Raw genomic sequence first — 13827 nt, 5'->3', positions numbered from 1 at the left:
TTCATCACCCTTTTTTATCTACTTTCAACTTCAACTGAAACAACTCGATCAATCTCTTTTAGTGAACTATATAACTCAGTTGTATATAAATCTTCTGGAGCTAAAATAACCATCTCCAATTGTTGAAATGCACCACTATCAATATCTTTAATTTTCACTCGTTTTACATGCATGCCTAATTTTTTAATTTGCTTAAATATACCATCTAATTCTTGGTGCTCTTTTACAGTAATTTTTATAGATAAGTCCTTTTGTCTTAATGAATACGGGCCTGCAATTTTCACAATTTGCGGAAGTACGTTAATCGCTAAAATAATTAAAATCATGGCAACGGTCGCTTGCAAATAAAACCCTGCTCCAATTGCTATACCTAAAGCTGAAGCAGCCCACACCATAGAAGCTGTCGTTAATCCAGAAATAACGTCATTACTTCTTCGTAAAATGACACCTGCTCCAAGGAAACCGATTCCGCTCACAATTTGAGCAGCAAGACGCATTGGATCCATATTTGTATGACCTGGAACAGAATATACATGAACTGATTCAATTGAAACCATCGTAATTAAACAACTTGCTACAGAAATAACCATACTTGTTTTCACACCAAGCGGTTTATTCTTTAGCTGCCTATCTATCCCGATGAATAATCCTAAAAAGAGCGCTAAACCTAATTTGAGTAAAAATTCATATGACATGTTTCATTCTCCTTACTTTACAATGTTTCCCTTCGAATAATTCACTATAACTCTTTTATGATATCTATTCCAGTCTTTTCTATTCATTTAACGATAAAAGCCGAAAAAACATTTTTATATGTTTTTTCGGCTTTATATTCCGATTAAGAACTTTCTTTATTTCTGTTCTTTAATCTTAATCTGCGCATCTTTATAAAATGCTAATTTACTGTCATTATACTCTTTTGTATAATTGTTAAACTGCTCTTTCGACTTTTGTGCTTCTCCATTTAACTCATTAAAAGTTTTAACTTTCTCACCAATCTCTTTTAATTTCGTTTCTTTTACCTTTAATTGTTCGTACAATTCTTTTTCAGTCGCTAACGCCTTCGTGTAGTTTTCATTCATCTTTTGGAATGCATCGTAACGTTTTTTATACGACTCTTCAACTGCCTTTGCTTGCTTTTGCACTTTCTTATCTTCAAGTTTTTCTATATTACTTTGAACGGATTTCGTTTCCTTCTGCGCTTTTTCTAGCATTTCTTTTTCGTTTTTCAATACTTTTTCACGGTCAGCTACATTTGCAGTCGCTTGTTCTATCTTTTTCATAACTGCGTCATTATGATCTTTACCTTCTTGTAAAATTTGAGAATATAGTTCTTGACCTTGCTTCTCTAAACCCTCTAATTTTTTCGCTTCATCAACTAAAGACTTTTCTTGTGTCGCTGCTGTTTCAAAAGCTGTATATAAATTTTCTTCTGGCTTTTCACCGAAACAACCTGTTAATACCCCTACTGATAACGCTCCAACTAATGCTACTTTTCCATACTTCAACATTCATTCCTCCATTACATACGGTTATCATGCCAGAAGTTCACTGGGAAATGACTTTCTTCATGATAAGCTTCAAACTCATAACCCTTTTCTTTTAACCCCTTTAAAATTGCTGGCACAGCAGCGACTGATTGCGGGTGAATATCATGCATTAAAATTACTTCTTGTGGTTTTGTTGCATTTGTTAATACGTTTTGAGCAATTTGCGCTGCAGCTGCATCAACTTGCATTTTATTATATTTCCAATCTAATGAATCAATTGTCCAATCCCAAACTTTAAAACCGCCTTCTACCACTTTATTTCGAAGGCCTTCATTTAATCCAGGCATCGAACCATATGGCGGACGTGTTAATTTAGGTGATTTTCCAATAATATTAGCAATTAAGCTTTGGTCTTCTTTCATCTCATTTACATATTCACCATTTTTATATAACTTTGCAAAATTATGTGTCATACTATGCATACCTACATAATGTCCCTCTGCATTTTCACGTTTCACTAAATCCGGAAACTCTTTTACATTCGCTCCAATTAAAAAGAATGTCGCCTTCGCATCATGCTGTTTTAACGTATTTAATAATTCAGCCGTATATTTTCCTGGTCCATCATCAAATGTAAGATAAGCAACTTTTCTTTCTTTTCCATTAAAACGACTTGGTGCCGTTTTATTCAATTCAACTTTTGATTGTTCACTTGCAAGCTGTACTACATTTTCTTGTTTTGCAACAGCCTTTGCTGGTGAAGTAATTGATTGAAACATAAAATACCCAATAGCTACTGCTGCAACCGCTATTAAAACGACTACTACTCGTTTCATATTAAAAGCTTTTTCCATTCTATCGAATTCCTCTCCCTATTAATCTTATATATAAATCACCCAATGTAATTATACATCTATTTATTTTATTGCACGATATAAAGTGAAACTTTAATCAGTGGGGGGATTCATCCCCCACTGATTATTAACCTTCACCAATCGAGTGTTTACGGGCAGTTAATTTCCCACCTACCTTCTTTGCTCTAGCCGAATTTTGAGGCGGGAATCTCACTACCCACAAATAGCGTGATAAATAGACTGCATATGTATTATAATGGGAGTTTTATCAAAATTGTTGTTCCTATTCCTTCTTTACTCACAATACTAAGTGTACCTCTATGAAGCTCCACCATTTTTTTTACGATAGCTAAGCCAAGGCCTGCACCTGCAGCATGATTATTAATCTGGTAAAAAGACTGCTCTATATATGGTAAATGCTCTTTAGCAATTCCAATCCCTTCATCTTTCACCTTTATCACTGCTTGTCCTTCATTTTTAGTCGCTTCAATGTATACAGTACCATTTTCATGTGAATATTTAATTGCATTTTGAATAATATTCAAGAAAATTTGCTTTAGCCTATTTCGGTCTCCCAACAATTCAATTCGTTCTATAGTATTAATGAATTGAATTTGTTTCTTTTCAGCGTTAGGAGTTAATTGCCAAATCGTCTCCTCTAGTATATCGTACAATTGCACCTTTTGTTTATATAAATTAAAATGATTTGATTGTAATCTTGAAAAATCTAACAATTCTTCTACTAAATGAATCAATCGGTCTGTCTCACCGGAAATAATCCCCATACCTTGCTTGATTTCTTCTTCTGTTAAATGTTCTACTGTTTTAAGCGTCTCACTCCAACCTTTAATTCCTGTTAAAGGTGTTCGTATTTCATGAGAAATAGAAGCGATAAATTCATTTTTCATCTGTTCCGCTTTTTCTATTTTATCAGACATATAGTTTAAACTATGTGCTAATTCACCTAATTCACCAGGATAATCTTCTTTAATTTTATTTTTCAACGTTCCTTCTGCGATTTGTGAAGAAGCTTGAATGATAGATTCAATTGGCTCAACAAAAGAATTTGCCAAGCGTCTACTAATTGAGAAGACAATACATGAAATAACAATACCAACGGCAATAGTAAACATAATAATTTCAATAATCTTTGCATTCACATGTGTTAATACTGTCGTATATTTTAAAACACCGATTGTTTGTCCTTGATGTATAAGTGGGCTTAGCACTTCTAGTTGTTTTTCATTATCTTTCGTAGTAGTAACTTGATTATACATTTCACCTTCCAATAAAGATTGTGGGATATTCACTTTACCTTCTACTTTTTCACCACTTGAAGATTGTATAACCGAACCATGACGATCAATTAACTGTAATTCCGTTCCATCTAATTGAAAACTACTAATTATGTCACCACTATATTCTTGCAAACGAATAAAATATAATGAATTGTATTCTGAGAAAAATCGAGTACTCGTCTTCGCATGAGATTCTATATATTGCACAATACCATTATAATAATATCGATAAATTGAGACCGAAAATACTACCTCAAACAATACAAGCATAAGTGTAATGACCGTCATAAAATATAAAGTCACTTTCCGTTTCATCTTATACTTTCCTTCCACACATATCCTTTTCCCCACACTGTAAGGATAAATTCGGGTTCTGATGGATTACATTCTATCTTTTGGCGTAACCGTCTCATATTTACATCTACGACTTTCGTCTCGCCTACGTAATTCGTTCCCCAAATCATATTTAAAATTTCATCACGTGAAACCGGCTTTGAGGATTGATTCATTAAGTATTGTAAAATCATATACTCTGTAGGTGTTAAATCAACCAATTGTCCATCTCTATATAATCTTTCTTCTATAATATTTAACGAAAACGGACCAGACGTAATTGTATTCGTTTTTTCTTTATGCACTTCTATTCTTCTTAATAGAGATTGTATACGTGCAGTTAACTCTACTGGACTAAACGGTTTTGTAATATAATCATCTGCACCAATTCCTAGTCCTTGCACCACATCTCCATCTTGTACACGTGCGGTTAACATAATAATGCCCATTTTTTTATTTTCTTCCCGAATAGTTTTACAAACTTGAAAACCATCAATTCCTGGTAACATGACATCAAGTAACGCTACATCAACAGTGTGATCACATAAAATCTGTAACGCTTCTTCTCCAGTACTAGCTTCTAATACATAAAATCCAGCACGCTTTAAATTTAAGACAATAAAACTACGGATTGGCATTTCATCTTCTAAAACTAAAATTGTTGACATAATTTCCACCTCCCTACTCTTGTTGATAATCCGCTAGCGGTTTTATATATGCTTTCACTTTTTTAAACTTTGATCGCTTCGGCACTGCATATACGTGAGAAGCCGTTTTCACCGCTGCCTCGAATCCTTTTATTTTGAACCATTCTTTCCGCTTAAAAATTTGGACTTCAAGCCATATTTCATTTGTATTTACGTCCAAAAACTTTTGAGAATTTGATTCCTTCTGCTGATCTGGGATAGTAATTTTCCCAATCAACTCTTCAGGGATTTTCACAAAATACCCTTTTTCTATATCGATATATCTTTCTTCTATAGGTTTCGTTCCATCTTCACTCCACTGTATGTAACGTTCAAAGAGCGGACTATCTCCATGTGATTTATCTTCCCAACCTTTTGGTCGTACAGTACGAACAAATTCAATAATACCATCTTCATTTACATCTTTACTTTCCACCACATATTCATTGAATAAATCTTCTTTCCCATCTATAGGTAGTACCTCATAATGATCCTTATCAAATTTTGCTACATAAGTTATACCTGAATGAGCCCCAATTCCTGCATCAATTACAATCGCCTTTAATGTTTTAGAAATATTGCCCATTTGTATTCTTTGAATACTATTTATAAATGGATCAAATGTAACTTCTGATATTGTCTTAAACTGCTCAATAAGCTCAACTGTCAACTTCTCATCTTTTTCATAAGTAACAAGGCTTATATCATTAAGACCATTTCTATTTAGATCCTCTATAAATAACTTCGTGTAACGCCGATTATAAATCTCCTTCATATCATCATTTTCTTCTGAAAAAGCATACATAACATGTTCTAACGATTCACGATTTACAGAGATTCCAATTAATAATTCTCGCTTCCCATTCCCTGTAAAATCACCGACTTCAACGATATCTATATCCTCACCATCAAATTTATGCGTGGACTTTATTTTCCACTTATAGCCGATTTCCTCATATACAGCTAAATATACGCTACGATCTTCATTCGGCAATTTATAAAATACGATGGCTTCTTTTTTATTATCTTGTTTAAAATCCATTGACCAAATCATTTGTTTATCTTTATTAGACTTTGGAGTAAGCAACCGATAATTAACAGGCAAATCTTTATCTATTTGCTCTTTTAGTTCATTAATCCACTTTTCATTTGCAGGAGCTCCCATTAAACTGGTTGGAGCTTCAGACATTTTACATCCAGTCAATATAAAGACGATTCCCATAATGCTTATCCATTTTTGCATATGTTATCTTTCCTTATAACAGTATTTATCTTTACTTTTTGCTTATCCAATAATCTCATACATATGAGTATAATTTTTCTAGAATAAAAAATCGTTACAGAAAAGTTACAAATCCATTTCCATAAAAAAAGATTGGCAAAGGCCAATCTTTTTTACTTTTCATTTAGAACTGATTTTGGCGTTACACCTAGATGTTGATTCAGTTTATTTGAAATATCTTTCACATTTTTTTCATTTGGAATGTAATAATAAATACCACCAATACGTTTATCAGTACCTTCAATTTGCATCTTTTCCATTTGTAAATCCGATCCTGCCATGTTTTTCGTAATAGCAAGCATATCATCAAATGTTAAGTTTGTTTTCATGTTTTTATCAACTGCATCAAGTAGAGAGCCCATTTTGCTAATTGATTGAACAGACATTGCTTTTTTCGCAATTGCTTCTATTACAAGTTGTTGTCTCTGTCCGCGCATTGCATCACTATCAATTTTACGTGTTCTTGCAAGTGCAAGTGCCTGTTCTCCATTTAAATGTTGGAAACCTTTTTCTAAATGAATCATACCTGCTTGGTCTTTACTATCTTGCTCTGTGAACGTAACAGGTACATCAATATCAATACCACCTAGTGAATCTACAATTTGAACAAATGACTCAAAGTTAAACTTCACATAGTAATCAACTGGAACATTTAAAAATCTTTCCACAGTATCTCGTGTACTTTCAACACCACCAAATACATGTGCATGCGTAATTTTATCTAATTTTTTTCTAGATGGAATATAAACACGTGAATCACGCGGAATACTAACTAATTTAACAGATTTATCATCTTTATTAATTGTTGCTAATAAAAGTGCATCTGTTCGAACCGCTTCACCATATTGACTTTTCCGCATTTCACTACCGTCTACACCCATAATTAAAATTGAGATATTATCCTTTAAAGGTTCCACTTCTTTATCACGTTTTGATGATTTATCAATTTGTGCATATGCATCACTTACAACCGCTTTTGCTTTATTATATATTAACGACCCATATCCTACTCCACCAAAAACAAGTAAGAACAATGGAATTATTATAAACCACTTTATTGACTTTCTTTTAGAACGCTTTTTATTACTTCTCGTATTTTGTTCTAATTCAGAGCTCATACCCATTCGCCTCTCTTTCTCTTTCCCTAGTATAATGTATGTCTAGTAATCTTCATATTGAATTTCCTTTCAATTACCTTACAAATTTGTAAGGTTACATTGTGGATTCAATATGTATTCCATTTCACATTATACTCTCGTACTTATTTTTGGCAAGTCACTATTTACTAACTTCAAAAATTTAGCACTTCGTAACATTCGAAATTACAGATTTATCAACCTTTTCATTTCAAATAATCTGACTTTCAACTGAAAGAACGAACAAAATAGTGAGTCAAGTTATTTATTAACTCTCTATTCATACAGTTATATTTCACATTATTGTTTCGCCAACGGCGTATACATGATTTTCTTCCCATTATTATAAATTAAAGCAGTCTTTGCTTTTAATTTCGTTTTTTCTATTTCCACATCTTCATTTGAGAAATTCACAATAATTTTAATATCATTTCCATATGAAGTAGATTGTACTAGCTTATCTTCTGACAAGTATGCAAAGTTTGTCATTTCTTCTTTTACTGCCTTTTTATGAACTTCATTCCAAACTTTCAGATGCTCTGTAATTTCTTTTTTATGCTGATTCCACTCTACTTCATCTAAATGGTACAAAGGAGGAACATTATACAATAACTCATATAGCATACGGTTTCCTGCCTCATCTTTTACTTTCAAACTTCCCCATTCCCAGTGGTGCGTTGTAATAACGGAATCGTTGTATACTAATTTATATAAAGGAACCGAATATACTGGACTTAAATATACTTGTTTATATTCTTCTTTCAACGGTACTTCTTTTGCATATTTTTCTGGAACATTTTGATTTGGTGAATAATATCCACCGACATAATACGGGCTTGTTTTGTTTTTCCGCATATCTTCATCGTCCCATTTAATAACTGGAGTTTCAATTCCATGAGCAAATGCAATCGTACTACTTGCAAAATCATTTCCGCCCTCAGAGCCAACTACCATACCTTTTTCTTGGGCGATATAATCCATTCGTTGTAATCTCGCTTTTAAATCTTGTTCTTGTGTCGTTACATGTTTTGATGAATAGTCATCATAAATTTCACCCGTTGCATCACAATCAATAAACCAGGAATTATATTTAGGGCCATTTTGTAATATATCGTTTATCCGTTCTTTTACACTAGGAAGTGATAATGTTGGATTTAGTTTTCGCCCTCTACCTAAAAACCCTTGCACCTTTTCTCCATTTCTCTTCGTTACAGTTGCCTCTTCATATAACGATGGATCATTAAAGGAAGCTGTGTTCCAATTTTTATCACCTTTCTCATGAATAGAATGATAAGAATCATACGGACCAACTAAATATCCCATTTTCTTAGCTTCTGTAACAAAATTAGGTTGCATAAATCCTTGTTCCCAGTTCGGTAGACCAATCCAAGCTTTGTCTATCCCTGCTTCTTTCATTTCTTTTGTTATATCCGTTCCATCTGCGTTTCCCCATTTACTTATATCTTCAACTGAATCACCAAGTACTGACTTTAATAAATGCTTATTTAAGCTATACAGTTCTGCTTTCGATAAGTGATCTACACTTTTGTTTAATAACTCACTAGCCTCCTGATCAACTTTCGAGAAAATATCCTCTTTATATAAATCCTTCATTGATAATACTTCGTTTACATAACGCAAAATAACATTTTTTTGATACTTATCAATGAAGTCTTGTTTACTTACTTGCTCAAATACATTCAATTCCCCAGGCTCTGAACTATTTTTTTGAATAAGCTCTTTTATATGACTAAACACTGGGCTATTTATTTGCTCTCTTAACTTCGGCCAATTTACATTACTTGCTGATAAACCATTTTGATTCCAAAAATAAAAATGAGCCGCTCCATAAAGTTTTTCAATTTCTTTATTTCTTCTTGCCTTTTCTTGTAATGTTTTAAATTCACCTTTTTCCATAATGTTATCCTTATACAGCTTAGCAATACTTACTGCATCAGTATTTGTGACATATAATTGAAAACCATATGTTTTATTTTTATTTATACTCGGGAATTCATGTATAAAATCAAACCCTATTTTCGGATCCGAATGAAATTTCACTTCATTATTAAATATATTATTCGCAATATATACAATGGAATATTTCGAACCATTTAATGCAAAAAACTTCATAGAAAATGATTCAGCAAATGAATATGCATCATCCTTTAAAAACTTCTTCCAATTCTCATCATTACTTGGAATTTGTTTACCTTCCCATAACGGAAGTGTATAATTTTCAGCCTGTACTTTCGGCCATGTAAAGCTTTCTGCACCAATCGATTCTACTTCAATATTTAAGTGGTCTTTTTTCTTTTCTAAGTTTACTTTTACTTTTTGATCTGGATATTCCCACGACGTACGATCCTTATCTTTTTTTACATTCGACACCTTCATTTTCGGCAGAGCTTGCGATGCCTGTTCCTTTACACCATCATGTTCTACAGTTAACGTGAAAGTCTCTGGATTTACATCGTAAGTAAAATCTTTATACGTCGCTTTCTTTATTTTAGACTCTTGTACAGCATTATTACCTTTTACATCACACCCGACTAAAGTCGAAAATGACATAGTTGTAAGAAGACATATCGCTATCATTTTTTTCATCTCCTGCACCTCCATCCCTGAATATACAGGGGCTTTGTTACAGGAATATGGCAAAAAATAATAGAGCTAGCATAACGCTAACTCTATTATGAGTATAAAAAATTCTCAAATAACTATAATTTATTTTTTAATATGTAATACAGAGGGACTTTAATCCTTGTTTTTTATTCTCACAAATAATGTGATTAAACAAATTAAAGTTTCACTAGGCTTTCCTTACCTGAAAAAGTAAGTGTATATAATATATCCTAAAACTAGCACTAAAATTAATATCCCTGTACCTTTCCAATTCATGCCCCCTGTCATATCAACAGGGCTACCTGATTCCGCTCTATTGAGCCCATCATTCAAAGATCCGGTAGGGTTATTTTTTAGCTCGCTTTGTCTTATACGTTCTCTTTTTTCTTCTGATGACTCTTTTGAACTCATATAATCACCTCCAAAATTAATACGCTCTTTACTGAATTATACAATACTCATTTTCATTTTATATGCTGATTTAAAGTATATGTACAACAAAAAAAGCTAGCGATGCTAGCTCTTTTTATAATCCAATATGTTCTTCCTTATTTACAGTAATCCCTTTATGATCGATTTCAAGCTCACATACTTTCATAGCGGTAAATACTTTCGCTAATTGCTCAGCGATTTCTTGACGTTTCTCATACGGCGTTAATATAAAAATAGATGGTCCCGCACCGCTAAGTGCTGTGCCGTACGCACCGAATTCTTTTGCGCATTTACGAATAGATGGTAATAACGGTACGAGTTCTAAACGATATGGCTCGTGAAAATGATCTCTTTCCATCATTTCACCTACAACTTCCCACCGCTTTTGGCATAATGCTGCTACTAATACGTTGCTTATCGCACTAGCTTTAACTGCTTCATGAAACGGAAACATTTCTGGTAATACAGATCGACTTTCATCTGTATTTAGCTCTTCATTTGGAATAAGAGAAATTACGCCTAATTCCTTACTTTCAATCCTTACAACTGAAACATTCTTTCCATCAAGTGCTCCGATTACAGTTCCACCTAATATAGAAGCTGCAACATTATCTGGATGCCCTTCAAAATTTGTAGCAATTTGAACCTTTTGATCAGTCGTTAAGTTCAAATTAGCAAGTTGATTCGCAAGCTCTATTCCTGCTACAATCGCTGAGGCACTACTTCCTAGTCCTCTTGTTAGCGGAATATTACTAGTAACTTCTATTATATGGGGTGATAAAGAAGGACATACTTTACATGCCGTGCTAACGATTAAATTTTTATCATCTGTCGGAATTGAATCTTCAAAGGAATGTATTACTTGCCATTTATCAGCTGTTCCCTTTACAACAACCTCTAAATATAATGACAAAGCTATTCCTACTGAATCAAATCCAGGTCCAACATTTGCTGTACTAGCAGGAATACGAACGCTTAGTGGTATCACGACATGATCACCCCTTTAATATGATCTTTAATTTGTTCTATATCATTTGACACACTTGCAATGTCTAATTTATTAGAAGAAATAGCGATATCAGGATCTTTCAAACCATTTCCAGTTAATACCACAACTACTGTTTCTCCTTTTTTGATTTTTCCAGATTGAACATGTTTCATTACGCCAGCTAATGAAGCATTTGATCCTGGCTCAGCGAAAACTCCCTCCGTTTTTGCTAACAATCTATACGCATGTAATATTTCCTCATCTGATACCATATCTATCTCACCTCGAGACTGCTCAGCAGCCTCTACTGCATATGACCAACTCGCTGGGTTACCAATGCGTATTGCTGTTGCAATTGTTTCAGGTTCTTCAATTACATGTCCCTTTACAATTGCAGCTGCTCCTTCCGCTTCAAACCCGTGAATTCTTGGCTTTTTGTAGCCTTTTTCTTTCTCATATTCACAGAACCCTTTCCAGTATGCTGTAATATTCCCTGCATTCCCAACAGGAATAGCGAGAACATCTGGCGCTTTTTGCAACTGGTCACAAATTTCAAACGCTGCTGTTTTTTGCCCTTCAATTCGATAAGGGTTCACTGAGTTTACTAATGTAATTGGCTCTTCCGCAGCAATGTTTCTTACAGCCTTAAGTGCATCATCAAAATTTCCTTCTATTGAAATGATTTCAGCTCCATAAGCGACTGCTTGCGCTAATTTTCCATGCGCAATCTTTCCTTCCGGGATTACGATAATACATTTCATTCCGAGGCGTGCCGCATATGCTGCAGCCGCTGCCGATGTATTACCTGTTGATGCACAAATGATTGCCTCAGAACCTTCTTCTTTCGCTTTAGCAACCGCCATTACCATACCACGATCTTTAAAAGAACCTGTTGGATTCGCTCCTTCATACTTACCATATAAGTGAATCCCTAATTGTTTTGATATATTTAATAATGGAATTAGAGGTGTATTCCCTTCCATTAAACTGACATCAGGTGTGTTTTCATTCACTGGTAAATAAGCAGCATACTGTTTTAATAGTCCTTTATACATATTGTTTTTCCTCCTCAATAATGTAATAACTGTTTATTTCACTTGCGACAGCTTCTATTGCTCCTAAAACTTTTTCGAATTGATATTTTGAAGTTTGATGTGTCACAACAACGACTTCTGCAAGCTCACGATTCAAAGGTAATTGAATCACTTCTTTTAAACTTACAGAATAATTAACGAAACATTCTGTTACTTTTTGCAACATCCCTGGCTCATCTTGTAATGAAATACGTAAGAAGTATTTCGAAACAACTTCTTCATCTCCTTGTAATTCATACGGCACTGGTTCTTTTAACGCACTTTTATTTTTCGGAACTTGATTCATATTTTTAACGATCGAAATAATATCACTTACTACAGCAGAGCCAGTCGGTAACTTCCCAGCTCCAGGTCCGTAAAACATCACTTCCCCTACTGCTTGACCGTGAACATACACTGCATTAAATTCATTATTTACATTTGATAACGGATGACGGCTTGGTAAAAGAGTCGGTTCTACACTTAAATGAATAGCTGATCCTTGTTTCTCCGCTTTACCAATTAGTTTCATAGTAAATCCTAACTTTTCAGCCATTTGTAAATCTTCTTTTTCAACCTTTCGAATCCCTCTCACTTGCACATCATCTAATGAAACATTCATCGAAAACCCTAAATTCGCAAGGATCGCTACCTTTCTCGCCGCATCTAGTCCATCTACATCTGCTGTCGGATCTGATTCTGCGAATCCTAATTTTTGTGCTTCCTGTAAAGCCTCTTCATACGACCATCCATTTTGACTCATCTTTGTTAACATGTAATTTGTTGTTCCATTTACAATTCCCATTATTTTTTCAATTTGATCTGAAGCTAATCCGTCTGTTAATCCTCTTAACACTGGAATACCACCCGCTACACTTGCCTCATAACATAGATCACAATCATTTACGTTCGCTAATTGAAGAAGTTCCGCACCGTATACAGCCATTAAATCTTTATTTGCTGTTACGACATGCTTCTTATTTCGTAAAGCCTTCACAATATGCTGTTTTGCTTCTTCAATTCCGCCCATTACCTCTACTACAATATCAATATTTGAATCATTTAGAACTACATCTGCATGACTTGTTACTGCAATTCCATCAATACAAACATCGCGTTCTTTTTCCAAATCACGTACAACGACTGTTTTTACTTTCACTTCGTATCCTGTATCAAGTGCGATTTTTTTATAATGTTCTTTCAAAATGTGGACAACACCACTTCCGACTGTACCTAATCCTAACACCCCAACATTAATAACGTTATGCATCTTCTAATCTCCTCCTACAATTTTATTTTTTATCTCTATCAATCACCTTGTTCTGCTTTTTAATCATGCAGGTGGTGGTTATTTCCGTACGTACGAATCGTTTCATGTTACAGCACCTCCTTTCAAAGTAATAAAGTGAAACTTTAATCAGTGGAGATTTTGTCCATTTCTCACTGATTATTAGTTGAACCAATCGGGCTTTTACGGACAGTTGATCTCCCATCTAACTCCCTCGCATCTGCCAAATTTTGAGATGGGAGTCTTACTGACCGTTAATGCGGGATAAAAAAACACACTCATCCCTAGGAAAGGGACGAATGTGTTTTCGTGGTTCCACCCTTGTTCCAATCTAGACGTAGC

At 34.2% G+C, this 13827-nt stretch carries 12 protein-coding genes; all 12 read right to left on the bottom strand.

Annotation, left to right across the window (positions count from 1 at the left end):
- Nucleotides 1-14: 14 nt before the first annotated feature.
- The 12 genes from JDS98_RS07815 to JDS98_RS07760 all read right to left on the bottom strand — a co-directional run bounded on the left by JDS98_RS07815 (nt 15) and on the right by JDS98_RS07760 (nt 13467).
- On the bottom strand, nt 15-695 hold the full coding sequence (locus tag JDS98_RS07815) for an MgtC/SapB family protein (protein ID WP_000119505.1): 681 nt from the start codon (nt 693-695) through the stop codon (nt 15-17).
- 156 nt (nt 696-851) lie between these two features.
- A complete protein-coding gene (locus tag JDS98_RS07810) occupies nt 852-1508 on the bottom strand; it encodes a YkyA family protein (RefSeq protein WP_033658408.1) in 657 nt (218 codons plus the stop codon).
- 14 nt (nt 1509-1522) lie between these two features.
- Nucleotides 1523-2344: a peptidoglycan-N-acetylglucosamine deacetylase gene (locus JDS98_RS07805; RefSeq protein ID WP_000409398.1), complete on the bottom strand. Its 822-nt coding sequence runs from the start codon at nt 2342-2344 to the stop codon at nt 1523-1525.
- Between the two features lie 251 nt (nt 2345-2595).
- Complete coding sequence (locus JDS98_RS07800) at nt 2596-3957, bottom strand: HAMP domain-containing sensor histidine kinase (protein WP_000824522.1); 1362 nt, start codon at nt 3955-3957, stop codon at nt 2596-2598.
- Nucleotides 3954-4643, bottom strand: a complete 690-nt coding sequence (locus tag JDS98_RS07795; RefSeq protein WP_000104235.1) for a response regulator transcription factor — start codon at nt 4641-4643, stop codon at nt 3954-3956. Before JDS98_RS07795 ends, JDS98_RS07800 begins: the two co-directional genes overlap by 4 nt.
- Before the next feature lie 13 nt (nt 4644-4656).
- Complete coding sequence (locus JDS98_RS07790) at nt 4657-5904, bottom strand: hypothetical protein (protein WP_199633762.1); 1248 nt, start codon at nt 5902-5904, stop codon at nt 4657-4659.
- Nucleotides 5905-6056: 152 nt separating this feature from the next.
- A complete protein-coding gene (locus JDS98_RS07785) occupies nt 6057-7061 on the bottom strand; it encodes an LCP family protein (protein WP_002093782.1) in 1005 nt (334 codons plus the stop codon).
- A gap of 318 nt (nt 7062-7379) precedes the next feature.
- Nucleotides 7380-9686, bottom strand: a complete 2307-nt coding sequence (locus JDS98_RS07780; RefSeq protein ID WP_199633761.1) for a glycoside hydrolase — start codon at nt 9684-9686, stop codon at nt 7380-7382.
- A 216-nt stretch (nt 9687-9902) separates the two neighbouring features.
- Nucleotides 9903-10115 carry a DUF6366 family protein gene (locus tag JDS98_RS07775; protein ID WP_000095428.1) on the bottom strand — a complete coding sequence of 71 codons (213 nt, stop codon included), beginning with the start codon at nt 10113-10115 and terminating at the stop codon, nt 9903-9905.
- A 115-nt stretch (nt 10116-10230) separates the two neighbouring features.
- A complete protein-coding gene (thrB, locus tag JDS98_RS07770) occupies nt 10231-11124 on the bottom strand; it encodes a homoserine kinase (RefSeq protein WP_000612680.1) in 894 nt (297 codons plus the stop codon).
- Nucleotides 11121-12179, bottom strand: coding sequence for a threonine synthase (gene thrC / locus JDS98_RS07765; RefSeq protein WP_070173038.1), 1059 nt, complete (start codon nt 12177-12179; stop codon nt 11121-11123). Before thrC ends, thrB begins: the two co-directional genes overlap by 4 nt.
- Nucleotides 12172-13467, bottom strand: coding sequence for a homoserine dehydrogenase (locus JDS98_RS07760; protein ID WP_199633760.1), 1296 nt, complete (start codon nt 13465-13467; stop codon nt 12172-12174). The genes thrC and JDS98_RS07760 overlap by 8 nt, the downstream gene beginning before the upstream one ends.
- Nucleotides 13468-13827 lie beyond the last annotated feature (360 nt).

Source organism: Bacillus cereus group sp. N11 (assembly GCF_016483605.1).
In the GTDB taxonomy this organism is placed as follows: domain Bacteria; phylum Bacillota; class Bacilli; order Bacillales; family Bacillaceae_G; genus Bacillus_A; species Bacillus_A toyonensis.
This window is presented reverse-complemented; position numbering and strand designations above follow the sequence as displayed.

What these genes read in the sequence shown, in the direction of transcription:
- JDS98_RS07815 (WP_000119505.1), bottom strand. Translation starts at nt 695, where the DNA reads ATGTCATATGAATTTTTACTCAAATTAGGTTTAGCGCTCTTTTTAGGA.
- JDS98_RS07805 (WP_000409398.1), bottom strand. Translation starts at nt 2,344, where the DNA reads ATGGAAAAAGCTTTTAATATGAAACGAGTAGTAGTCGTTTTAATAGCG.
- JDS98_RS07800 (WP_000824522.1), bottom strand. Translation starts at nt 3,957, where the DNA reads ATGAAACGGAAAGTGACTTTATATTTTATGACGGTCATTACACTTATG.
- JDS98_RS07795 (WP_000104235.1), bottom strand. Translation starts at nt 4,643, where the DNA reads ATGTCAACAATTTTAGTTTTAGAAGATGAAATGCCAATCCGTAGTTTT.
- JDS98_RS07790 (WP_199633762.1), bottom strand. Translation starts at nt 5,904, where the DNA reads ATGCAAAAATGGATAAGCATTATGGGAATCGTCTTTATATTGACTGGA.
- JDS98_RS07785 (WP_002093782.1), bottom strand. Translation starts at nt 7,061, where the DNA reads ATGAGCTCTGAATTAGAACAAAATACGAGAAGTAATAAAAAGCGTTCT.
- JDS98_RS07780 (WP_199633761.1), bottom strand. Translation starts at nt 9,686, where the DNA reads ATGAAAAAAATGATAGCGATATGTCTTCTTACAACTATGTCATTTTCG.
- JDS98_RS07775 (WP_000095428.1), bottom strand. Translation starts at nt 10,115, where the DNA reads ATGAGTTCAAAAGAGTCATCAGAAGAAAAAAGAGAACGTATAAGACAA.
- thrC (WP_070173038.1), bottom strand. Translation starts at nt 12,179, where the DNA reads ATGTATAAAGGACTATTAAAACAGTATGCTGCTTATTTACCAGTGAAT.
- JDS98_RS07760 (WP_199633760.1), bottom strand. Translation starts at nt 13,467, where the DNA reads ATGCATAACGTTATTAATGTTGGGGTGTTAGGATTAGGTACAGTCGGA.